A 22,039-nucleotide genomic window follows, 5' to 3' on the forward strand; every position below is an offset into this window, starting at 1 on the left:
CCTGGCAGCGGCGGGGATGCGGGCCCGCCCGCTCGCGCGGGACGGGTCGTCAAGGGGTCCGACTCTGGTCACGCGATCAGCTGGCGCAGCCGCCACCGACTCGGCATTGATCACCCTCGCCAAAGGGCATGCTCAGCACGGGCCGGGTCTCCGCCCATACACGATCCATGGTGCGGACGAGCGCGGGCGTGTCGACTCCTCCTGCGATGCCGTACTTTCCGTCGATCACGATGAACGGCGTGCCGTGCGCGCCCATCTGCTGGGCGCGCACCTGCTCGTCCTCGACCTGGCGCCGGTAGTGACGGGACTCGAGCACAGCACGGGCCTCATCCTGATCCAGGCCGATCTCGCCGGCGAATTCGACCAGCTGCTTCACCGTCCAGAGCTGCCGGTTGGTGCCGAAGTGAGCCTTGAACATGCCGACCCACGCCTCGTGGTGTTTGCCCTGGTCGGTGGCGTAGGCAAGCAGCTCGTGTGTCCGATCGGTCGGCCCGAGCGTGCGGTCGATCGCGTGGTAGTCGCCGAAGCCTTCGGCTTCGGCCGAGATCTCGACCGGTCGCAGGATCGCCTCCATCCGGGCGACCGTCATGCCCGCGTCGCGGCTGAGCTGGGTCTGGGTGATGCCCTCGGGCGGTATCCCCGGGTGGACCTGGAAGGAGCGGTGGATCAGCTCCACCTCGTCGCCGTGGTCGAACTCGGCCACCGCGTTCCGGAGCCGGTGCTGAGTGACCCCGCAGATCGGGCAGACGATGTCCGACCACATCTCGATACGCATGCGCGTTCTCCTCTCACAATTTGTGTGTAGCCACATCATGTGTGAGTATCGAGATCGGTACAAAATGCACATCAATGTGCGTGAAGGAGGCCTCGTGGCAGGTGTACGTTCCGCGGTCCGGCGGGTGCCCGGACCCTGCTCACACTGGGACGACCACGAGGCGGACTTCATCCGCCATGTTCTCGACCGCGTCGGGGACAAATGGAGCGTTCTCGTTGTCGGCACCCTCGATGCCGGCGCGTTGCGTTACTCCGAGCTCTCCCACGCGATCCCCGGGATCTCGCAGCGGATGCTCACCCTCACTCTGCAACAACTGGCGCAGGACGGGATCGTGTCGCGCACCGCCTATCCCGAGGTCCCGCCTCGTGTCGAGTACGAGCTCACACCCCTCGGCCGCAGCCTGCTGCGGGTGGTACTCGACCTGGCAGCCTGGGCGGTGGACAACCACAAGGAGATCCACCACAATCGCACGGTATTTGCCGAAGGTTTGGTCTCTGCGGCAGGCAAGGGCTGAACCTCGACGCCCGATGAACGCACACGGAGCGGTTCTACCGTAGCCATACTCTGCAGGTGAGGCGCTCAGTCCGTCAGAGGTGGGTAATCGGTGTATCCGGTGGCACTGCCGGAGTAGAAGAAGTGCACGAGACCGTGCGCGCCCGCTCCAGCAGTCCGGCGGGCAGACGCAGCTCTGGGCCAGCGCCTCGGTAGCCGCGGCCCGGTCCCGGTATCCGCGCCCGATGTGCGTTCCGTCGGCGTCCACCGCGAAGCGGCTGGCGCCAGCGTGGTTGGCGTGCAGGATCAGATGCTCGGCGCAGCGGCACGGGGTGGGGCCGGTGCCGAATGGAGTTGTTCGACTGGGCTGCCGACCCTGCCCCTGCCGAAAACCTCAGAAGCTGTTGTCTTTCCGTACGTGATCGGTAGGTTTCCGCTGGTCAGGCATAATGTCCGGGATCCTGTGGCAGGGATGGCGTGTCGTGTTGTCCCGGCTTGGAAGGGTGCTGTCGATGCCGTCGGTGATGGGGCTGTTGGAGGACGAGGAGCGTGCCGCCCGGCAGCGGGTGGAGGTATTGCGCGAGCAGACCGACCGTCTGCTTGCCGAGCTGCATGAGGCGGAGACCGACTGGCAGGAACTGGTGATCTCGCAGCGGCGGGTCAGTGGGGTGCTGGCCGGGCAATATCCAACGGAAGGCTCGGAGTTGGCTGCGCCTGTGGTCTCCGTCGCTGAGCCGGGGGTGTCCGACCCGGCCGTGGCGGCGGAAGGGAGGTCGGCGAAGCCAGTGGTGGCGGCGCGGCCGGGATCGATCGTGCCGCGGTAGCGGGCGGGTTTCGACGTTCGTGCGCTGGCGGTGGAGCATCAGCGGATCCTGGCGGTGCTTGCCGAGGCGAGGAGTGCAGGCCAAGAACCCATGGCCTGCAAGGAGATCGCGCAGGCGATGGGGATCGAGCTGACGCCTTCGAAGATCGAGGGGGTGGTGCGCTCGCGGGCCCGTCGGCTGGCGGAGCGGGGCTGGCTGCAGCGCACGCAGTCGGGGAAGTTCAGGCTCGCGGACGGGCCAGCTGCCGCGTCATCAGCCTGATCATCGACCAGTGGACCATCGCTTCGGCGGTGTCGCAGCGGCTCTCGTAGTCCCGGGCGAGCCGACGGGAGTTGAGCAGCCATCCCAGAGTGCGCTCCACCATCCATCGTCTTGGCAACACCACGAACCCCTCCATGTCGTCGGTGCGCTTGACGATCTGCAACGTGAGCTGGAGTTTCCTCTTCGCCCAGGAGACGAGCTCGCCGGTGTATCCGCCGTCGGCCCATACCAGGCTGATCTTCGTGAACCGTGTCCGCAGGCGGGGCAGGAGCAGTCGGGCCGCGTCCCGGTCGGTGACACTGGCCGCGGTCACCCTCACCACCAGGAGCAGGCCGAGGCAATCGGTGACGACGTGCCGCTTCCGGCCGTTGATCTTCTTGCCGCCGTCGTAGCCGCGTGACGCAGCCGCAACAGTCGCCGCCCCCTTCACCTCCTAATGACGTTGTCAAGCCGCGACTGTGACAGGGAGTTCGCTTTGGAAGCACCGTCCGTCACGAATCAAGGCCCACAGCACGTTGACCCGTCGCCGGGCCAGTGCGAGGACGGCCTGGGTGTGCCGCTTGCCCTCGGCGCGCTTGCGTTCGTAGTAGCGGCGGGACGCGTCGCAGCTGCGGATGCTGATGAGCGCGGAGGTGTAGAAGACGCGTTGCAGGCCGCGGTGGTAGCGCCGGGGGCGGTGCAGGTTGCCGATGACGTTGCCCGAGTCGCGGGGCACTGGGGCGACTCCGGCAAGGCTGGCCAGGCGGTCGGCCGTGCCGTAGCGGCTCATGTCGCCGGCGGTGGCGGCGAGGAACTCGGCGCCCAGCAGCGGGCCGATGCCAGGCATGCTGGAGATCACTTCGGCGAGTTCGTGCTCGCGAAACCGGGTCGCAATGAGCTTGTCGATCTCGGTGATCTGCTCGTTGAGACTCATCACCTCCTTCGCCAGGGTGTGGATCACCTGAGCGGTGATCTTCTCCCCGGGGACGGCGGTGTGCTGGCGCTCGGCCGCCTCGACGGCGGTTTCGGCGAGGACTTCGGCCCCGCGGACGGAGCGGTTGCGCAGCCAGGTCTCCAGCCGCTTGCGGCCGGTGCGGCGCAGGGCGCCCGGGGTCTGGTAACCGGTCAGCAGGACCAGCGGGCCGACGTTCCCCAGGTCCAGGACTCGCTCCAACGCCGGGAAGATGCCGGTGAGTTGCCCGCGCAGGCGGTTGATGCGGCGGGTGCGGTCGGCATTGATGTCGGCCCGGCGGTTGGTGAGGACCCGCAGCTCGATGGCGTGCTCGTCGTCCGGGCGCAGGACGGTCAGGTCCCGGCGCATCCGGGCCTGGTCGGCAATGACGGTGGCGTCCTTGGCGTCGGTTTTGCCGGTGCCCCGGTAGCCGGCGGATGCCCGGTTGACCGCGAGGCCGGGGATGTAGAGCAGCTGCTGTCCGTGGTTGAGCAGCACACTGATCAGCAAGGTGGCCATACCGTCGGCGACATCGACCGCCCACACGGCGTCCTCGTCGATGGCCAGCACGTCGGCGAGCAGGGCCAGCAGTTCCGGCTCGTCGTTCAACACGCGGCGCGACAGCAGCCGCGTGCCCTCGGCATTCAGGACCACGCAGTGGTGATGGGTCTTGCCGATGTCCACGCCTGCCCATATCTGGGGCACGGGTTCCTCCGGTTCCGTCGGTGTGCGCTGTTTTCCCGAACGACCTCGCCAGCGTGGTCCTACTCAGCGGTACACCCGCAGGTGCCCGCAGCTCCTAATCAGCGGCCGAGTCGTCGTGAGACACCCGGCGGCCAGGTGACGGGAACCATCGAGGGCAACCAACTGAAAGCCATACCCGGTGTCTCTGGGCCTCTGGACCTTACGACGGCCCGTCCAACCCACCAACAACGTAGGACCGACTGAGAGTCGATGATTCCGGCCGTCGGTTCCGGCGAGCGCCCCTCCTCCTCTCTGACCTTGCCGCGGAGACGGTCGTGGAGTTCGGCGATGAGTCCGCGCTCGCGCCAGCGTCGCAGAAAGGCGTAGACCCGGTCCCAGGGCGGGAAGTCGGCCGGCATCGCCCGCCACTTGATGCCGTTGTCGACGACGTAGAAGATCGCGTCGATCATCTGACGGTGGCAGTACGCCTCGGGTTGCCCGCCCCGGCCCTCCAGCCAGGCCGGGACTGGCAACGCGTCCCGGACCTCGCCCCACTCGGCGTCCGCCATGTCCGTGCCGTACGCCCGAACCCGGTCCGGATGATCGGCCGCATTCCCGAACCGATGCGCGAGACAGTCGCACACCGACGGCATCGAGTTGAACTCGACCGGCGACACAGCGTAGAACTGTGACAACAGGGCCTCCTGGGCGGGTACTTGGGCGTCAGCAACCCTCGTACTGCACCGGAGGCCCTGCCTTCATGCGCCCGCCAGCGAAGATCACCCGGCCCGGCCCGACATTTCGATCACAGTCGCACTCTTGATCGATAGAGATACAGGCGCTTACTGACGCCAGCAGATTGTAGGATCCGCAGGGTGGCAGAACTGATCAAGACCAGTGCGACCCAGCCTGACAATCACTCGGGCCAGCCGACCCGCGACCAGGTCATTGGCCGGATCGCTGACCACCTTGCGGCCCGGGACCCCGGGCATCCGCTGCGGGTCGCGGTGGACGGTATCACCGCCGCAGGGAAGACGACCCTGGCTCGTGCGCTGGCATCTGCGGTCGCCGGTCGCGGCCGACCCGCGATTCACCTGTCCATGGACGGGTTCCACCACCCGCGCGCCCACCGCCACCGGCAGGGCCGAGACTCAGCAGTCGGCTACTACCAGGACGCCTACGACTTTCCCGAGTTCGCACGGACGGTACTCGCACCGCTGGGCCCGGGCGGCGACCGCCGCTACCGCGGTTGCATCATTGACCTGGCCAGCGACCAGCAGATCGACGAACCCCCAGTCACCGCGCCGACCGACGCTGTGCTGATTGTGGACGGCAGCTTCCTCCAGCGCAGCGAACTGGCCCACCTGTGGGACGAGGTCGTATTCGCTGACACCAGCTTCCTCGTCGCCCGCCGGCGCGGCACTACGCGGGACGCCGCGCTCTTCGGTGGACTTGAACAGGCTGAGGATGCCTTCGATAACCGCTACCACGCAGCATGTCGGCAGTACCTGGCCGAGACCGACCCCGCCACGCGAGCAGGCATCGTCATCGGCAACGACGACGTCGCCCACCCTGAACTACGCCGCATCGGCTCTGACGACCTCAGCAGCCTGCACGGCAGTCCAGCCAGCTGATCCTCGAACCGATGTCCCCCCTGATCGGAAAGACAACAGCTTCTTACGCTTGCTGAGTTGACGCTCCAGCACCGACAGTTGTTGGCGCAGGGCGAGGATCTCGATGTCCTCGTCCCTGTCGCTCATCGGCAGCAGGCGCAGCATGGCGAACGTGCTCGTCACACCGAGGTAAGCCAGTCGAAGCAGCACGGTCGATCATGATGCCGCAGTGACCGCCGGCAGCGCGAGAGCCCCTGCTCGAGCGATCGCTGTCGGCATCCCCGAAACCCGGCACACCCACCCCCACCAGGGCGGATGAGGTTATCGGCAAGGGCAAGGCTGAGCAGAGGAAGCGGACCGAAGCACGTGAGAAGGCGGCAGCAGAGAGGCGTGCGAAGCAGGACATGAGCGACCGCCTGCGTCGGGAGGCGACTCTCAAGACAACCGAGGTCGAGACGCAGGTGGATCGCCTGATGTCCGTGCTCCACACACGGCCTGGTGGTCTTCACACGTACCGACTGCGGGTGGAAGAAGCTTTCAGCGAAGGTGGCGCGGATGGCCTGACCGGCTGCGTGGAGGAGACGCTCGGCGCAGTTGGCTACCCCGACGGCCTTCGCGGTGGGCATCGCGCAGCTTTCACGCCAGAGGCGAGGGAGCTGGTCCTGGAAGTCGAACTGCCTGGCCAGGTGGTAGTGCCGGCTGTCACGCAGTACCGGTACAAGGCATCCGCACCTCCGGCAGTGGTGCCGCAGCCACGCAAAGAGGCCGAGCGCAAGGCGATGTACAGAGACCTCGTCGCACAGCTCGCTTTGAGGGCCATCGACGAGGCCTTCGCGGTGACCCCGCCCTCACTGGTCGACGTGGTGGCGTTCAACGGGCACGTCCACGCCAAGAACCGCGCCACCGGGAAAGCCATCCGGCCCTGTCTGATCAGCCTGCGGGCGAGCCGGGACACCTTCGAAGACCTCGTCCTCGACGAGCCGGAACTCGACCCGGTCCAGAGCCTGCACTTCCTCAACGCCATCGTCTCCCAGCACCCCTACGACCTGGAACCCGTCCGGCCCGTGGTCACCTTCGACCTCGCCAAGTACAAATTGGCTCCCGAGCGCGACGTCGTCGCCGGACTGGACAGCCGGCCCGACCTCGTCGCCCTGGATCCCATCGAATTCGAACACCTCATCCGGCGCCTCTTCGAGAAGATCGGCCTCAAGTCCTGGGTCACCCAAGCCTCCCGCGACGACGGAGTCGACGCCGTGGCCGTCAACGAGGAACCCCTCATCGGCGGCCTGTGCATCATCCAGGCCAAACGCACCAAGAACGCCGTGCCCGCCGAAGCCGTACGCGCACTCGCCGACGTCATGCACGACAAAGCCGCCGCCAAAGGCATCGTCGTCACCACCGCATGGTTCGGCAAAGCCAGCTGGGACTTCGCCCACCGCACCGGCCGCATGGAACTCATCGACGGTCGCCACCTCAAAGCCCTCCTCCTCGAACACCTCGACATCGACGCACTCATCGGCCTACCCAAACTGCCACCCGGCTGGGAGACAGGCGACCTCACCTGACACCAACCGGTCGGGGGCAGCCGGGACTATGCGGGTTCAGTGGTAGGTGATGTAACCGTTGCCGTCGCGGTCGTTCTTGCTCTTCGTGTAAGAGTGGACGTCCGCGCGGGTCCCGGAGGGCTTGTAGAGGTAGATCGTGTCCTTGTCGTTGTTCCACATGAAGTTGCAGTTGTCGCGGTAGACGACGTTCTTGGCGTCGGAGTCGATGCCGTTGCCGCCACGGAGTTTGACGTAGTCGCCAAGCGACAGCCACTACTTCACCCCCTGCTCGAGCACTTCCTGCGCTTCCTCTACGACCGGTTCGACGCCCAAGCCAACCTCCACGGTGAGCGCACCGCCTACCTCGGGCCGACGCGCAAGAACGCCGAGGGCACCGTCGTCTCCTGGAACGAGAAGAACCTCCAGGACGACTTCCATCAGCACATCAGCCCTCTCTTTCCACCAGGCAGCGTGGAACGGGAGAAGTGGGACGTCGCCAGCGGGCGCGCAGATGTCATCTACACGCCCGAGCTCGGGAGCCGCTTCGTCGCCGAGATCAAGTGGCGCACCACGCGGTGGAAGAACAACGAAACTGTCGAGCGGGATTACCCCGCTCAGGTCGCCAATTACACCGCCACCGGGCCGCCCTTCGCCCTGCTGCTCGTCGGCGATGCCAGCGACCACCACGGATACCGCGACATCGAAGACAGCATCTGGATCACAAGGCACGCCCGTAGCGCTACAGAAGTCCCACGCCTGATCGTGGCTGGCGTGCTTCCGACCACACGACCGACCCCGCACTCCCTACGCGTAGCACGCTCGTCGCCGCCGCGCTGACGGTGGCCGGGCGCAGCGGCCCCGGCCGACGCGTACCCCCAGCAGCTCGATCTCCGGAGGCATCACCTATACGAGGTGACAGGCCCGTTCCGCGCTACCGCCCAATCACGCCCGAGGTCTGGTACCGCGGCCGCCGAATGCCGTGGGCGACATGCCGGGGCGGTTGGGGCTGACTTCAGCTCCGCCCCAACCATCACGGGTGTCGCCTTCGCTGCTGGCCGGTCGGCCGGCAGCGTCTTCACTGGCTGTCGTCGCAGAAAGTTGCACTATTCAAGTCGCCGCGCACACAAGGCAGATGAGATTTCCGCGTAAGATCATCGCGAACTCGGTCTGTATCTATCACCGGCCCGATGGAGCTGCCATGACGACCAACCCACAGCCGTCTCTGCCGATCGACACCAGCAAGGCACACCCTGCGCGGGTCTATGACTGGCTGCTCGGCGGTAAGGGCAACTACCCGGTCGACGAGGCGGTCGGTGAGAAGCTGCCGCCAGAGGCTAGGGACGCCGCTCGGCAGAACCGACAGTTCATGCACAGGGCGGCCGCGTGGCTCGCCATACAGGGCATCGATCAGTTCCTGGACATAGGTACCGGCATTCCGACCGAGCCGAATCTCCACCAGATCGTGCAGAACATCGTGCCTTCGGCCAAGGTCGTCTACACCGACAACGACCCAATCGTGCTGCGCCACGCCGAGGCCCTGCTGATCAGCGGTCCCGGCGGAGCGACCGACTACATCCAGGCCGATGTGCGCGACCCGGAAGCGATTGTCCAGCATGCCCAACACATCCTGGAGTTCGACCGCCCCATCGCGCTGTCGCTCATCGCGCTGATCCACTTCATCACCGATGAACAGGACGCCCACGGCATCGTCCGTGCCCTGGTCGACACACTGCCGTCGGGCAGCTATCTGATCCTGTCACACGCCGCATCCGACCTGTTCCCGGAACTCGCCGAACTGGTCGTCGACGAGTACGCCAAGGGCGGCATCCAGCTCGCCTTCCGCACACGCGCGGAAGTGGAGCGCTTCTTCGACGGCCTGGATCTCGTGCCACCTGGCTTGGTCACGGCGACGGACTGGTTCGCCTCCACCCGCGCCCCGGAGCCGGAGGACAGCGGCATCTACGCAGGAGTGGCTCGCATCCGCTGAACCAGCTCGTCGCAGTGGGCCTGGAAGTTCTGCCGACCGCCAGGCGGCGCGCAGTCTGGACCGGGTCAACCAGGAACGGGAACTCATGGAGGCTGGCAAACACCTGGCCACTGACGCCGCCGCTGCCCTCATCGCAGCCGACACCGCGGGTGCGGCGCAGGTGGCCATGCGGGCGGTGGCGGGCGTTACTGATCCGCTGCCCGAGACGTACGGGTTCACCGTCGAGGTGCTCCTTCCTGGGCGCTGCGGCGGCCACCGCTCTCTCCACGTCCTCCCAGTGGGGCTGGAGCATCAATACCACGATGGACTGGGGTGTCGGCGACAGGCTGCCCGCGTACCTCGAGCCACGACAACACGGCCTCACGCAGGGGGAGATGCTTGCTCATACGGCCTGAAACTAGCTGCCCCAGTCGCCCGTGGGCAGTAGTTTTCCAACGGCGGAACCAGTACTGAACTTGATCGGGTGATGTCGGGCTGTTCACCAGACAGCGTGAAGGTGGCCTCGGTAGTCCTCGTTCGGTGAGATATCCGCAGGGCGGCGGCTTGACCGACGTCGAGAGAGCCGCGCGGGAGCGGGTGCGGCGCCAGGCCGTGACTCGCTTCGAGGCTGGCGGGAAGACCCGGGAGATCGCTGCCACGCTGCGGGTCTCGGAGCGGTCGGTGGAACGTTGGCGGCGCCAATGGCGCGAGGGCGGCCATGCCGGAGTGGCCTCCAAGGGGTCACCTGGTCGCCCCCGACTATCTGATGCGCAGATGGCCAGGTTGGAGAGGGAGTTGGAGCGCGGTCCGCTGGCACACGGGTGGGCCGACCAGCGGTGGACGCTGGCCCGGGTTAAGACGATGATCGGCCGGCTGTTCCACGTCTCGTACACCGTGGAGGGCACGTGGCGGCTGCTGCGGCGCTATGGCTGGTCCTGGCAGCAGCCGACGCGGCGTGCCATCGAGCGTGACGACGACGCGGTGGAGTTGTGGATAAGAGAGGTGTGGCCGCGGGTAAGAGCACCGCGGCGGCGAACAGCGGTTGGGTGGTCTTCGAAGACGAGGCTGGCCAGTCGATGACGCCGCCGCGTGCCAGGACCTGGGGCCGCAGGGGTAGTACTCCGGTCGTCCGCGTGCGCGGGCGGGGGTCAGGCCGAGTTTCCATGGCGGGGATGACCTGCTATAAGCCGGGTGAGCGGTCCCGTCTGTTCTACGCGATCCGCGAGTACCGGGGCCGCAGGAACGAACCGAAGGGCTTCGGCTGGAAGGACTACCGCGACCTGGTCATCCGCGCCCATACACAGCTCGGCGGCCCGATCGTGCTCGTGTGGGACAACTTGCGCATGCACCTGGTCGCGCCACTGAGGGAGTTCTTCGAGGCCAACGCCTCATGGCTCACCGTGTTCCAGCTGCCGACTTACGCCCCGGACCTCAACCCGCAGGAGGGCATCTGGTCCCTGGTCAAACGCGACATCGGCAACCTGGCCGCCGCCGACCTTGGCCAGGTCACCCGCGCTGTGAAGCGCAAGCTCAAGATGCTGCAGTACAGGCCGGAGGCGATCGACGGATGCCTGGCCGGCACCGGCCTGACCTTGTCGGCGTGATCATCAGAAGATGCCGAAGAAGCGATCCCACCAGCTGGGCCGCTGAACGTGCCAGGGCAGTTGGCTCGGCCCGTCGTAGTCGCTCTCCAGCAGTTCCTCGGCAACCACGACATAGCCAAGCTCGACCAGTGCTCGGTTGACCTTGGCAAGGTCCGCGCCGTCCAGCTCGCCCTCGGCCTGGGCGTCATCCGTTCCGAGGAAGGCGCCCGGGTTGTCGGCGCAGACCAGAGCCAGCGAGCCGAACTTGCTCACGCAGACGACGATCCGGGTGCCGCGTACTGTTGCCTCCCCGGGCACGACGACGCGTCCGTACTCGCTGGAGTCTTGGGTGTCTCGCTCAGCCGTGCAGCGAGCTGCAAAGTCACCTTCGAGCCGGGCCACCAAAACATCGAAGTGGACTGCGGTCTGGCCACGGTCGTAGTGCTGCGGCCTCTCCAGCCACTCCGGGTCATCGAGCTCGCGCAGCAACACCAGCAGATCCGCTTCGCTTTCGGTCATGCGCTCATCTTGGCGCAGCAGCCATCGGCGGAGCAGCTCGGGGCACCACCACACTTACCGTTCCCCGACATCACCCATTCAAGTTCAGTAGCGGCCGGTCGTCCTCGATGTACACGACAAGGGTGACCATGCCGGGCTCGGCATCCGGGCGGCCGGCCCGAAAATGAGGGACGCCGAACGCCTGCCGCCGACAGGCCGGGACCGGCAGCACGCGCCCCAGCGCAGCGCATGCCGCACGGTTGCGGTCATCCACTCCATCGCCTGGGCCTCAGTGGGGTCGGTCACCCGGAAGGTGGCGCTTATCGCACACGTGCCGCCGTTGTGATGGGCGAGGCCGGCCAGGTAGTCCCCGACGAACACACGCGGCTCTTCGCGTCCTAATGCAGGCGGTGGGTCGGCTCCGGTGGAAACTGCTGCCGGACCCAGGCGCGGTCCTGGCTCGCCTGGGCCCTGGCAGGCACGCAGAAGAACGTCATCCCATTCGCCCAGGGGCACGAACTCGAGAATCGCGTCGCGGAACCAGCCGCTCAGGTTCCGGTCGGCGTCCTCAATGCGATCCTGGCCGCCGCCGTCCCCGAACTGGCCGACGATCCGGCCGAGTTGGGCCACCGGCTACGGCCGAACGAGGGACGACGGAGCTCACCCTGCGGCACCAATCACTCGAGGTCTAACGCTTGCTGGGATGCGGCACCGGTGGCACGGGTGTCAGTGCCAGCGGGGAGGGAGTTCCAATGTGACTTCCCCGGCCGTGGTCTTGAGAATGAGCGTGCTCTTACCGAGGCCGATAGCTCGGTCGATCTTCTTGACCTCTGCCCAGGTGAAGCCGAGGCGGCGGTACTTGTTCCGCTGCTTCGGCCGCATGTGCTGGATGTCTTCCTTGGAGGCGGTCGTCATTCCTGGATGCCACGGCCGGGCAGATCCGCTAGTCATCTTCGGCATGAAGATCTCCATTCACCCAGAGCGGCGGTGCGTTGCCGGCGTAGTGTTCCCGCTCTCGCGGCCGGAGCGGAGTGTCTGCCGGGGGGATGAGTGCCCTGGCGGGCTGCTCCGGCGGGGCCAGGACCACCTTGTGCTGCGGCGTGGGAATACGACGGGTTGGCCCGGTCGCTAACTGCTGTTGCAAATAGTCAGGGAGCTCACCGGCGACGATACTCGCGGCACGGGCGCGCGCTGCCGCCTTCGCCGCCGCTTTCCGTGCCCGCTTGGCCTCGCGCGATTCCTTCGGCATCTACGCAGCGTATGACGCGCCAGCCGCTTGCGAAATGGTTTGCCAGCTGGCTCACGGGGCGTGGTCGGCGGGGGCGCCGAAGAAACAGCGTGCAGACGACGGACGACCTCCTTACCGGGGCGTCAACGGCAGCGAACGCGGTCACATCCTCGGCCGGTACGGAGAACAGGTGGACCCCGCTTTGATCCCAGTCAGAGACGACGAGAACCCTCACCGCACGGTGCCCATCAGCAGCCGCACGCAGCGCCGCTCCCCGTTTCGCCAGCAGCCCATTGAAGCCGCTGCCCGAATACACAGGCACGCCGTACGGATCAGCGGCGGCGACAAGCTGCGGAACCATCCCGGCTGTCTCGCAGACGATCTCAAGCCTCACCGGTTGGCCGGCCTGCCGGTCCACCTGAAGGAAGGCGTGGGCACCTTGGCCCGTCTCCGCGCGGTCGCAGAGATCGACGGCGGGGTCACCATCGAGCGGCGAGCGGAGCGGCCGATAGCCCTGTGGACAGAAGCGGGCGAAAACCTCCGCCGAATCGTCCCGCTGCTCATCCCGAACGCGCCGCCTGGGAAGAAGGCCTCACCGCAACCCGCGCATGGGCCACCGAACACGGCCACCTCCTGGCCTCACCCGACGCCACCCACCAGGGCTACAAAGTCGGCACCTGGCTGAAAAACCAACGAGCCGCCGCCAGGCGGAGCGCGGAGCTCGAGCAGCGGCGTACTGAAGGCCTACCGACGAACCCATAGACCCTGTCCGTAGCGGAACCTTCAGCGTCTCGCTGCGGGGGGAAAATGCCCGGATTCATGACCGGCAGGGCATCGACGACAGCCACCGGACCTGGGCCGGCGCAACTACGTGTGGAACAGCGACCACGACACGGCAATGCTGCGCGCGACGACCAGGGCCGGCTCCCGACCGTGGGCAAGCCGCACAACTGGGTGAGCGTCAGCGGGCGGGCGCGCTGGGACCGTCCGGCTACTGCCCTCCGAGAAGTACCCCGTCGACCCGCACGACAACACCCCGCTGGCGGGAGGCATCCCCCGCGCAGGCTCGCCCACCGGACCGCACCCCGCACTCGCCTACGATCGACCTCGTGTGCGCAAACGTGATAGTCGCCGAAGACGATGAGAAGCAAGCCGAACTCGTACGCCGTTACCTCGAACACGAGGGGCACGCGGTCACGGTCGTCGGGGACGGGCTCGCCGCGCTCGACGAGGTGCGGCACAAGGAGCCCGACCTGCTTGTTCTCGATGTGATGATGGAGCGGGCGGACGGTCTGGACGTGCTGCGTGTGCTGCGTGCCGAGCGCCGGGAACTGCCCGTCCTGATGCTGACGGCCCGCACCACCGAGGACGATCTGCTGCTCGGCCTCGACCTCGGCGCCGACGACTACATGACCAAGCCGTACAGCCCGCGTGAGCTGATGGCCCGGGTTCGTACGCTCCTGCGCCGCACCCGCCGGACACCGGATGCGCCCCCCGCCACCGGCGCCACCGGCGCCACCGACGAGATGCTGTCCGTGGGCGCGCTCCGGGTCGACCCCGTCCGGTACGAGGTGTCGGTCGACGGGGCGTACGTGGAGTGCACCCCCGGCGAGTTCCGTATCCTCGCCGCGATGGCCGCCGAGCCCGAGCGGGTCTTCAGCAGACAGCGGCTCCTGGAGGAACTGCACGGCTTCGACCGGTACATCAGCAACCGCACGGTCGACGTGCACATCATGAACCTGCGCAAGAAGATCGAGCCCGCGCCGCGCAAGCCGACCCGGCTGCTCACCGTCTTCGGTGTGGGTTACAAGTTGACCGACCCGGCCGCCAAGAGGGCGCCGCGTGCCTCGTCGTAGCCGGAAGGACCGGCGTGGCCGGCCGTGGGATCCGCAGCGGCTGCCGCTCCGCAAGAGCCTGCTCGGGCGGCTGCTTGCCGTATCGGTACTGGTGGCGGCCTGTTCGGTGGCGGCGACCGCGTGGCTCGCCGTCCAGACCACCTCCGGCGCGATCAAGCAGGAGCAGGGCCAGAACCTGACCGCCGACGCCCGGATCTACAACGAACTGCTCGGCTTCGCGGCGGGCCACCCCCGATGGGACGACGTCGGGGCGACGGTGCGTGATCTGGCCCGTCAGTCGGATCGCCGGATCGCGCTGACCACCCAGAACCGGGAGGTCATCGCCGACTCCGCGGCCGGGTCCTCGCCGCCGGCGTTGCCCACGCAGGCCTCCGCGATCGTCGACCCGCTGTCCGTGGACACCGCGCTCGCGGCGCAGACCGCCGGTAGGAGCGACACAGCGGCGGACCGCGTCGATCCGCGGGCCGTCGGGCCGTTCCGGCTGCCGGCGGCGGAACGTACGCGGTTGCGCCGCGCCGCCGACGAAGTCGTGTCGTGCCTCAATGACGTAGGGATCGCCTCGGACGTCGTCGAGGGGCCGAGCGGGCGCCCTCGCATCCAGATCGTGGGCAACGATCCCGACCGCATCCTGGGCACCAGATGCAGCACCGACGCACTGGACGAGCCCACCAGGACCGAGAAGAAGGCGCTCGGCACGCTCAACAAGCTGGCCAATGCCTGTCTGGACCGGCAGGGCCGGACGGTCGTCCACCTGCGGCTGGACCTCTCCTGGGACCAGGGAAGCAAGCCGGAGCCGAGCGCGGCACCGGTGCGCCGGTCCTCCGCCCCCACACCCGTACCGGCCGTCCGGAGCAGTGACGCCGACCGGGCCATCGCGTCGTGCGTGGGCACCGCCCGCCACGAGCAGTTGAGCTCGTATGTCGCCTCGCCCGCGCTGCTGTTCATCGGGGACGCGAACGGCGCCACTGTGCCCGGTTTCGACCTCTCCCCGGCGAACACTGCTCGGATCGCAGGCGTCGCCGCCCTCGTCCTCGCCCTCACCGTCGGTGCTTCGGTGCTGGCCGGGGCCCGGCTCGTACGTCCGCTGCGGGCGCTCACGGGGGCCGCCCAGCGGATGCGGGACGGTGAGGAATCGGCGGCCGTACTGGTCGCCGATGACAACGAGATCGGGCGCCTGGCCGCGGCCTTCAACGACATGACGGCGCACCGTGCGCGCCTCGAGGAACAGCGGAAGATGATGGTCAGCGATGTCGCCCACGAGCTGCGTACCCCGCTGAGCAACATCCGCGGCTGGCTGGAGGCCGCACAGGACGGTCTGGCCGACCCCGAACCGGCGTTCATCTCCTCGCTCCTGGAGGAAGCGGTCCAGCTGCAGCACATCATCGACGACCTCCAGGACCTGGCCGCGGCCGACGCGGGCGCGCTGCGTCTGCACCCGGAGCCGGTACGGATCCTCGATCTCCTCGGACAGATCACCGCGGCGCACCGGGCCCGGGCCGAAACGGCCGGTGTCACCCTGGTGGTGCGCAAGCCGCTGCCCGGATCCCCGCCCCCCGAACTGACCGCCGACCCGGTGCGACTGCGGCAGGCCATCGACAACCTCGTGTCCAACGCGGTGCGTCACACGCCGTCGGGGGGACGTGTGACCCTGTGCGTGTACGGCACCGAGTCGGATGACGAGGTGGTCGTGGACGTCGCCGACACGGGCACCGGTATCTCGGCCGAGGACCTCCCGTACGTCTTCGACCGCTTCTGGCGAGCCGAGAAGTCCCGGAACCGCCGCACCGGTGGCAGCGGTCTCGGCCTGGCGATCGTCAGGAAGCTCGCCGAGGCGCATGGTGGCGGCGCGAGCGCGGTGAGTACGCAAGGGGAAGGCTCGGTCTTCACGCTACGGCTGCCGGCAGGCCGGGCAGCAAGCGAGCCGGTGCAGGTCCCGGGCCGGCGACCAGAGAGCGCGGACCGTCGGGGATCGTCCACCGGTCATCCGGGCTGATGCGATGACCACAGCGCTCTGACAGCTTCTTCACAAGGTCCCGCCAGGCTGACGGCATGTCCGGCGCCTGGTGCGAATCGGCGTCCAGGCACCACCAAAGCCGGGCTGGAACTGGAGCCACGTATGTCCCACCGTCCCCGAATGTCCTTGCGGACCGCCGTCCTGACCGCTGTCGCGGCGGGCGCGGTACTCGTCCCGTCGGCCACAGCCGTCGCATCGGTCGCCTCCGACGCAAAGCCCAAGCCCTCGGTGGCCGCCACCGAGCGGACCCCGGCGCCCGCCAGGGGAACCGATGCGAGCAAGCCCACCCGGGGCGAGGCGCCGTCGGCGGCGCCCCGTGGCAGCGTGGCCGCGGGCGACCGGCCCAGTGCGGTCCCGGCCCGTCCCTCGAAGCGCGACTCCGCCGAGCCCCGTGGCGCGGTGGCCGCGGGCGAGCGCCCGTTGGGAACGACGAGCGGCAACACCACTGCCCTGGCGGGCTCGGCCGCTGCCGCGTTCGTCCTGGCGGGCGCGGGCACCCTCGTACTGCGCCGCCGCGCGGCCGCGCACCGCAACAGCTGACCACCAGCAGTGGCGCCGCCCTCAGGGGCGGCGCCACTGCCTGTTCCCGCACCTCCTCTCCGCACTGGAACCCACATGCCCCGTACGCACCACTGGCTGCGGCGATCCGCCGCACACCCGACTCACATCTGCCTAGCCCTCGTCCTCGCTCTCGCTCCACTCACCGGCTGCATCACCCACGCCGCGGAGGAACCAGCCCACACCCCCTCGCACCGCTCCGCCACCACACCGTCCGGCTCCTCCGTCACCCCCAGGGCCGAGCAACCCGCGGCTCCCACCCAAGTGGCCATCCCCTCGATCGGCGTGACGAGTTCCCTGATGCGACTCGGCCTCAATGCGGACGGCACCGTAGAAGTCCCACCGGCGGAAAAGGGCATGACAGCAGGCTGGTACACGGGAGGCGCGATCCCCGGCGAGCGCGGAGCAGCCGTGGTCATCGGGCACAACGACACCCGATTCGGCAGGGCCGTCTTCCACGATCTGAAGAAGATCGGCAAGGGCGCGGACATCGTCATCCGCAACGAGCGAGGTCAGGTGGCCCACTTCACCGTCACCGGCACGGAATCCGTGAGCAAGAAGGCGTTCCCCACGAAGAAGGTGTACGGCGCGACCGACGACCGCGTCCTCCGCCTCATCACCTGCGACGGCGCATTCGACGCCCAGGGCCACCCGGTGGACAACCTCATCGTCTACGCGACGCTGCGCTGAGGCGCCTCCACAGCCGTTGGTACGCCGATGGAAGGACTCCCGACATCCAACATCTACCCATGAATAACTCCCGCTGATTTGACGCGTGTTGCCCTCCGCCTACCCGTGCGGTCAAAGAAGCCGCCCCGCATGCGCGCCCGCATGGAGCCACTTCTTCAAACCGAGGCTGGAGCGGCGACAGCGTTCACTCACCCCGCTGACCCTGACCCAGTGGTGGTGGCCTGGGCTACTTCGCCGAGCGTCTCCAAGCCGGTCAGGCCATCGGGGCCACCTTCGCTGAGAGCGGTGGGCTGCTCTGGGGCCGAGAAGGCTGCCCACGTCGGGTACGAGCTGTGCAGCCGGTACATCTCGGTGCAGGACCACAGGCCACTGCCACCACGACCAGGGTCTCCGCAGTGAAGTCGACCCGCTCCAACCGCACATCGATATCCGGGAACAGCGCATCTTCTAGCGAGCAGACCCCCACAGCTGAGAGATCCCCTGGCGAAACGTTCCCGCACACAGTCCACCGACCTGGGGATTCACAGAACTCCGCCCCGCCGGTGACCTGTGGTTTCCGGCGGGGCGGACAGTCAGTGCGGGGCCCGGGAATTCGCCCGTTCGGGCTTGATCAGATGCGCACCGCGGCCTGGAAGCTGCCGATGGTGTTCATCGACTCGTAGCGGACGTAGGCGCCCGGGTGCGGGGCGTGCAGCACGGTGTTGTTGCCCGCGTAGAGGCCCACGTGAGTGGTGTTGTTGAAGAAGACCAGGTCGCCCGGCTTCAGCTGGCTGCGCGCGATCCGGGTGCCCTGGTTGATCTGGGTGTACGTGGTGCGGGTGATCTGGGCGCCGGCCTGGGCGTAGGCCCACTGGGTCAGGCCCGAGCAGTCGAAGGAGCCGGGACCCGTGGCGGAGCGGACATACGGCATACCCACCCGGGTGTCGGCGGCCTGTAGGGCGGCGGCGCCGAGGGCGGAGGCGGGGACCTCGTTGCCCAGATCGACCCGGTCACCGGCAGCGCGGCTGGCACGCAGGTCGTCCTGGCGCATCTTGTTGCGCTCGGCGACGGTGAGAGTATTGAGCACCTCGCGGGCCTCGGCGAGCTTGGCCTGCTGTTTCTTCTTCTTCTCGCCGAGCGTCTTGCGGACGTCCGCGAGGTCGCTCAGCTTGTCCTGGGCTTCCTTGCGCTGCTGCGCGAGGGCCCGCTGCTTCTCCTGGATCTTCTCCAGCGACTCAGCCTGCTTGGCCGTCAACTGATCGAGCGCGGAGGCCTGTTCAAGGAAGCTGTCCGGGTCTGAGGCGAGGAAGAGCTGCACGGAGGGATCGATGCCTCCGGAGCGGTACTGCGCGGCGGCGAGGGAACCGAGGCCGGAGCGGAGGTTGTTGAGTTCCTGCTGACCGCGGGCCACCTTGTCCTGGATCGCGCCGATCTGCTTCTGGAGCTTCTCCTGCTTCTCCTTGGCCAGGCTGTGCTGCTCGGTGGCCTCCTCCGCCTCGTGGTAGAGCTTGTCGACCTTCGCCTTGACCTCGCTCCTGGTCGGCTTGGGGTCGGCGTGGGCGGCCTGGGAGGTCAGGGCAACGGCCGCAGCGGCGGTTGCGGTGAGCACGGTCACGCGGGTACGGCTCGGCTGCTTGGGACGACGGTGGGACGCCACGTAGGCGGGCTCCTTCTTCCTCGAGCCGCCTACCGGGCTATGAGGGGATGTAAATTCCCCGGCTCCGCGCACGTCACGGACTCGGCGGTTCCTTCGCCGCCACCCCGAACGGGTGATCAATCGTGCGAAGGTTCGAGTCCCGACCCTAGTGACCATCTTGTGATCATTCAAATCTTCATGGGAAGAATCTCGTCACAGGAGGTACATCTTTTACTCACATCACACTGGGTGTAGCGGCGACTTGACGGTCCGTTCCGTGATGTCCAGCAAGTCGCAACAAGTCTCGCTAGACGCGCGAACACTGCTTCAGGGGCAAGGCGGTCCGTCTCGAACGCCACCGCGCCGATGGCGAGACCGGCCGCACCGCCAAGGCGGCCACCCGCCGCTTCTTCGGCCCCGATCGCCGGTCCAGCTCGATCTCGGCGGCCTCCAACACCTCAGCCAAGCGGGCGACTTCCTCCCGCAGTCCCTCCACCCGCACACGGGCAACCGTCTCCCGCTCCTTCAGCATTCCCAGCACCGACGCCACCGCGCACCCCCTCGGCCGTGAAGCGGACACCAGATGCCGCACCCCTCCCTCACGTCGAGCGAAACCATGCCTGACCAGCAAGAATCAAACGATCACGTTCGGTTGAGATACGGCTTCTGAGACATCACAGCCTTGAGGTGACAGTCGGACACGCCGACGGCTGCCGGGCCTTCGGTCTGCCCTTCGCCGAGACCACCCTCGGCCTGGGCGCCGCATCGCGCAGCAGACGGCAGCACGTGGTTTCTCAGCCGGACTGCGAGATGCCCTGCACGAGCTGGTGCAGGACACTCAGAATTCCCTGACCAATGCCTGTCGGGGCAATCAACACCCCGAAGGCCAGCACGATGACCACGGTGAACTTCTCGTCCAGTCGGCTTCTGGCCTGTGTCCGACAGCGCAGCCGCAGGACGACAACGACTGCGAACAGTACCGCCACGTTGGTCGCCGGAACCCGACCAGTGGCCACGCTCCGCGGTGTCGGTGCAGGAGCTGAAGTGAAGTCCGTACGCCGGCACCGTTGGCCGTCGCAGTCCAGAAGAACGGTCCGTACCGTTGTCCAGCACGGCGTGCGCACCAGCCACAACTCCATGCTCTCGCCACGCAGTATCAAAGGCGCCGGGGAACACGCCCGAGCGATCAGCGAGATACGGCCGCTGTTGGCTCAGCGGGGATTCCAGGCTCCGCTCGAGAAACGGTGCATGGGCGGGCGGGGAGAAGTCCGAACGCTCCGGCGCTCAGGCGACAAGTACCGGGTGAGACCGCCGACCGGTGGTCGAGAGGGAGGGCCCGTGAGCAAGAACGGGGACACTGGGGACACCCGGGACTTGACCGGGGCGGGGGACGCCGACTCGCTGGCGCGCTCCGCGCTCGACCCGGCCGCTTTCGAGCCGCTGGTAACGCGGCACTCCACCGCCCTGCACGGCTACTTCGCCCGCCGCGCACCCGTCGCCGCCGACGACCTGCTCGCCGAGCTGTGGCTCCAGGCGTACGCCGCTAGACGGAACTTCGATCCGGCGCGCGGCTCGGCCCGTGCCTGGCTGTTCGGTGTGGCCAGGAACGTACTGTCCGCGCACTGGCGCAGGCTCGCCCAGGACCGTCCGGGGCTGCCGCCCGGCGATGCGGACGTCATGGACTGGGCAGCCGTCGACGACCGGCTCGACGCATCCGCACTCGCGCCCGAGCTCCGCCGCGCCATCAGCGGACTGCCCCACGACGAAAAGGAGTTGTTGCTGCTGATCGCCTGGGAGCAGCTCACCCCGACGGAGGCGGCCGCGGTGGTCGGCATCCCCGCGGGCACCGCACGTTCGCGGCTGCACCGTGCCCGCGGCCGACTGCGGGCGCACGCGGCGCTCGCCCCGGCCAAGACCCGCATCCGGCTGACTGGAGACCTGGCATGACCGACAACGCACAGTCCCACGGCTCCATCGACGTGCTCGACTTCCCGGGCGCGGACGACCTGATCGCGGCGGGACGCGTCGAGCCGCCCTCGGCCCAGGTGGTGGAAGCGGCCCGCGCCCAGGTTTCGGCGGGCCCCGTCGTCGTACCCCTACAAGCGCCTCGGTGGAAGCAGTCCCGCAGCCGGCGTCTGCTCGTCGCGGCGGCAGCGGTCGCGGCGATCGCCGCGGGCGCGGTGGCGTATCCGGTGATCGGGGTCGGCGAGAGCAAGCCGCCGGCGTCCGCGTCCGCGGCGGAGTTCCTGAACAGGGTGGCGGCGACGGCCGCGGGCGCGTCGCAGACGGATGCGCCGTACTGGAAGGTGCACGTCGAGGTCGACAACGAGGACGACGGCCAGCGTCAGTCGACTTCGTGGTTCGACCGTGAGGGGCACCTCTGGTTCCGGAACTCCGACGGGAGCATCGAGAAGCCGGGCCCCGGCGGCAAGTTGAAGGCCTGGCCGGTGGGCGACGAGTTCCTCACCTGGAAGCGGCTGGAGAGCCTGCCGACGGACCCGGACGCGCTGGAGAGGCGGCTCGGTGACGATGTCTTCGGCAAGGTGTCGATCCTGCTCCAGGACGCCCCGCTCGCCCCGGAGGTGCGCGCGGCACTCTTCAAGATCATGGCAAGGACCGAGGGTGTGAAGCTCATCGGTCAGGTCGAGGACACCAAGGGCCGCAAGGGGACGGCTGTGGAGTTCACCCGTCGGCCGGGAGGGATGAAGGACCCGGCCACAGGCAGGAGGACCACATTTCCACCCCGTACGACCCGACTCGTGATCGACTCGGAGTCGGGCAAGCTCCTGGAGTCGTACGACACGGCCAAGGGCATGCCGGACTCCCGCGCCACCTACCTGGAAGTCGGCCCGGTCGACAAGATCGACTGAACCACCGGACGGGGCCCGGGGCCCGCGGACGGGAGTG

The 22,039-nt window shown here is 67.9% G+C and carries 23 protein-coding genes and 1 pseudogene; 13 read left to right on the forward strand and 11 right to left on the reverse strand.

Features of this window, described 5'->3' with window-relative positions; translation table 11 throughout:
* Positions 1–76 precede the first annotated feature (76 nt).
* Entirely contained in the window at positions 77–946 is an 870-nt protein-coding gene (locus OHB49_RS00495; protein ID WP_329156955.1) for a DsbA family oxidoreductase, read from the reverse strand.
* On the opposite strand from OHB49_RS00495, the gene OHB49_RS00500 reads away from it, so the two are divergent.
* Entirely contained in the window at positions 870–1,289 is a 420-nt protein-coding gene (locus OHB49_RS00500; protein ID WP_443079463.1) for a winged helix-turn-helix transcriptional regulator, read from the forward strand. The two genes, OHB49_RS00495 and OHB49_RS00500, sit on opposite strands and share 77 nt — an antisense overlap.
* Positions 1,290–1,779: 490 nt before the next feature.
* Positions 1,780–2,091, forward strand: coding sequence for a hypothetical protein (locus OHB49_RS00505; RefSeq protein WP_329156959.1), 312 nt, complete (start codon positions 1,780–1,782; stop codon positions 2,089–2,091).
* 220 nt (positions 2,092–2,311) lie between these two features.
* Here OHB49_RS00505 and OHB49_RS00510 read toward each other — a convergent pair whose 3' ends face one another.
* The 3 genes from OHB49_RS00510 to OHB49_RS00520 all read right to left on the reverse strand — a co-directional run bounded on the left by OHB49_RS00510 (position 2,312) and on the right by OHB49_RS00520 (position 4,662).
* Entirely contained in the window at positions 2,312–2,782 is a 471-nt protein-coding gene (locus tag OHB49_RS00510) for a transposase (protein ID WP_329156961.1), read from the reverse strand.
* A 15-nt stretch (positions 2,783–2,797) separates the two neighbouring features.
* Positions 2,798–3,988 (reverse strand): IS110 family transposase, encoded by a 1,191-nt coding sequence (locus OHB49_RS00515; protein ID WP_329156964.1) that lies wholly within the window; start codon positions 3,986–3,988, stop codon positions 2,798–2,800.
* 98 nt (positions 3,989–4,086) lie between these two features.
* On the reverse strand, positions 4,087–4,662 hold the full coding sequence (locus OHB49_RS00520; protein ID WP_329156966.1) for a transposase: 576 nt from the start codon (positions 4,660–4,662) through the stop codon (positions 4,087–4,089).
* 180 nt (positions 4,663–4,842) lie between these two features.
* On the opposite strand from OHB49_RS00520, the gene OHB49_RS00525 reads away from it, so the two are divergent.
* Positions 4,843–5,601, forward strand: a complete 759-nt coding sequence (locus OHB49_RS00525; protein WP_329156969.1) for a hypothetical protein — start codon at positions 4,843–4,845, stop codon at positions 5,599–5,601.
* On the opposite strand, the gene OHB49_RS00530 is transcribed toward OHB49_RS00525, so the two are convergent.
* Positions 5,545–5,790, reverse strand: a complete 246-nt coding sequence (locus OHB49_RS00530; RefSeq protein ID WP_329156971.1) for a hypothetical protein — start codon at positions 5,788–5,790, stop codon at positions 5,545–5,547. The genes OHB49_RS00525 and OHB49_RS00530 overlap by 57 nt on opposite strands.
* 314 nt (positions 5,791–6,104) lie before the next feature.
* Between OHB49_RS00530 and OHB49_RS00535 the strand changes: the two genes are divergently transcribed.
* Complete coding sequence (locus tag OHB49_RS00535; protein WP_329156973.1) at positions 6,105–7,145, forward strand: restriction endonuclease; 1,041 nt, start codon at positions 6,105–6,107, stop codon at positions 7,143–7,145.
* A 36-nt stretch (positions 7,146–7,181) separates the two neighbouring features.
* Here OHB49_RS00535 and OHB49_RS00540 read toward each other — a convergent pair.
* A pseudogene (locus OHB49_RS00540) lies at positions 7,182–7,394 on the reverse strand (lamin tail domain-containing protein); the annotation flags it as partial.
* A 928-nt stretch (positions 7,395–8,322) separates the two neighbouring features.
* Here OHB49_RS00540 and OHB49_RS00545 point away from each other — a divergent pair.
* Positions 8,323–9,111, forward strand: a complete 789-nt coding sequence (locus tag OHB49_RS00545; RefSeq protein ID WP_329156974.1) for an SAM-dependent methyltransferase — start codon at positions 8,323–8,325, stop codon at positions 9,109–9,111.
* A gap of 519 nt (positions 9,112–9,630) precedes the next feature.
* Positions 9,631–10,694 (forward strand): IS630 family transposase gene (locus OHB49_RS45665; protein ID WP_443079464.1). Its coding sequence is split into 2 segments (ribosomal slippage): positions 9,631–10,083 and positions 10,086–10,694, totalling 1,062 coding nucleotides; the frame shifts between segments, so codons are not numbered across the junction.
* Between the two features lie 3 nt (positions 10,695–10,697).
* Here the strand turns inward: OHB49_RS45665 and OHB49_RS00560 are convergent.
* Together OHB49_RS00560 and OHB49_RS00565 are read right to left on the reverse strand one after the other, a co-directional pair.
* Complete coding sequence (locus tag OHB49_RS00560; RefSeq protein ID WP_329156976.1) at positions 10,698–11,192, reverse strand: hypothetical protein; 495 nt, start codon at positions 11,190–11,192, stop codon at positions 10,698–10,700.
* Between the two features lie 705 nt (positions 11,193–11,897).
* Positions 11,898–12,131 carry a hypothetical protein gene (locus tag OHB49_RS00565; RefSeq protein WP_329156977.1) on the reverse strand — a complete coding sequence of 78 codons (234 nt, stop codon included), beginning with the start codon at positions 12,129–12,131 and terminating at the stop codon, positions 11,898–11,900.
* 784 nt (positions 12,132–12,915) lie between these two features.
* Between OHB49_RS00565 and OHB49_RS00570 the strand changes: the two genes are divergently transcribed.
* The 5 genes from OHB49_RS00570 (at position 12,916) to OHB49_RS00590 (ending at position 17,517) form a co-directional block, all read left to right on the forward strand.
* On the forward strand, positions 12,916–13,161 hold the full coding sequence (locus tag OHB49_RS00570; RefSeq protein WP_443079465.1) for a helicase associated domain-containing protein: 246 nt from the start codon (positions 12,916–12,918) through the stop codon (positions 13,159–13,161).
* Positions 13,162–13,508: 347 nt separating this feature from the next.
* Complete coding sequence (locus OHB49_RS00575; protein WP_329156978.1) at positions 13,509–14,255, forward strand: response regulator transcription factor; 747 nt, start codon at positions 13,509–13,511, stop codon at positions 14,253–14,255.
* Positions 14,242–16,248 (forward strand): sensor histidine kinase, encoded by a 2,007-nt coding sequence (locus OHB49_RS00580; protein ID WP_329156980.1) that lies wholly within the window; start codon positions 14,242–14,244, stop codon positions 16,246–16,248. Before OHB49_RS00575 ends, OHB49_RS00580 begins: the two co-directional genes overlap by 14 nt.
* Positions 16,249–16,389: 141 nt before the next feature.
* Positions 16,390–16,809, forward strand: coding sequence for a hypothetical protein (locus OHB49_RS00585; protein WP_443079466.1), 420 nt, complete (start codon positions 16,390–16,392; stop codon positions 16,807–16,809).
* Between the two features lie 75 nt (positions 16,810–16,884).
* Entirely contained in the window at positions 16,885–17,517 is a 633-nt protein-coding gene (locus tag OHB49_RS00590; RefSeq protein WP_329156984.1) for a class F sortase, read from the forward strand.
* A gap of 610 nt (positions 17,518–18,127) precedes the next feature.
* On the opposite strand, the gene OHB49_RS00595 is transcribed toward OHB49_RS00590, so the two are convergent.
* The 3 genes from OHB49_RS00595 to OHB49_RS00605 form a co-directional block, all read right to left on the reverse strand.
* Positions 18,128–19,153 (reverse strand): C40 family peptidase, encoded by a 1,026-nt coding sequence (locus OHB49_RS00595; RefSeq protein ID WP_329156986.1) that lies wholly within the window; start codon positions 19,151–19,153, stop codon positions 18,128–18,130.
* 286 nt (positions 19,154–19,439) lie between these two features.
* Complete coding sequence (locus OHB49_RS00600; RefSeq protein WP_329156987.1) at positions 19,440–19,682, reverse strand: hypothetical protein; 243 nt, start codon at positions 19,680–19,682, stop codon at positions 19,440–19,442.
* Between the two features lie 244 nt (positions 19,683–19,926).
* Positions 19,927–20,148: a hypothetical protein gene (locus OHB49_RS00605; RefSeq protein WP_329156988.1), complete on the reverse strand. Its 222-nt coding sequence runs from the start codon at positions 20,146–20,148 to the stop codon at positions 19,927–19,929.
* A gap of 322 nt (positions 20,149–20,470) precedes the next feature.
* On the opposite strand from OHB49_RS00605, the gene OHB49_RS00610 reads away from it, so the two are divergent.
* Together OHB49_RS00610 and OHB49_RS00615 are read left to right on the forward strand one after the other, a co-directional pair.
* Complete coding sequence (locus tag OHB49_RS00610; protein WP_329156990.1) at positions 20,471–21,079, forward strand: RNA polymerase sigma factor; 609 nt, start codon at positions 20,471–20,473, stop codon at positions 21,077–21,079.
* The gene (locus OHB49_RS00615) at positions 21,076–22,002 is read left to right on the forward strand and encodes a CU044_5270 family protein (RefSeq protein ID WP_329156992.1); all 927 of its coding nucleotides are present in this window, start codon (positions 21,076–21,078) and stop codon (positions 22,000–22,002) included. The genes OHB49_RS00610 and OHB49_RS00615 overlap by 4 nt, the downstream gene beginning before the upstream one ends.
* Positions 22,003–22,039 lie beyond the last annotated feature (37 nt).

It is taken from the genome of Streptomyces sp. NBC_01717 (assembly GCF_036248255.1).
GTDB lineage: Bacteria > Actinomycetota > Actinomycetes > Streptomycetales > Streptomycetaceae > Streptomyces.

Coding starts and splice junctions, on each gene's coding strand:
- OHB49_RS00590 (WP_329156984.1), top strand. CDS start 16,885: ATGCCCCGTACGCACCACTGGCTGCGGCGATCCGCCGCACACCCGACT.
- OHB49_RS00545 (WP_329156974.1), top strand. CDS start 8,323: ATGACGACCAACCCACAGCCGTCTCTGCCGATCGACACCAGCAAGGCA.
- OHB49_RS00565 (WP_329156977.1), bottom strand. CDS start 12,131: ATGCCGAAGATGACTAGCGGATCTGCCCGGCCGTGGCATCCAGGAATG.
- OHB49_RS00615 (WP_329156992.1), top strand. CDS start 21,076: ATGACCGACAACGCACAGTCCCACGGCTCCATCGACGTGCTCGACTTC.
- OHB49_RS00495 (WP_329156955.1), bottom strand. CDS start 946: ATGAAGTCCGCCTCGTGGTCGTCCCAGTGTGAGCAGGGTCCGGGCACC.
- OHB49_RS00585 (WP_443079466.1), top strand. CDS start 16,390: ATGTCCTTGCGGACCGCCGTCCTGACCGCTGTCGCGGCGGGCGCGGTA.
- OHB49_RS00560 (WP_329156976.1), bottom strand. CDS start 11,192: ATGACCGAAAGCGAAGCGGATCTGCTGGTGTTGCTGCGCGAGCTCGAT.
- OHB49_RS00505 (WP_329156959.1), top strand. CDS start 1,780: ATGCCGTCGGTGATGGGGCTGTTGGAGGACGAGGAGCGTGCCGCCCGG.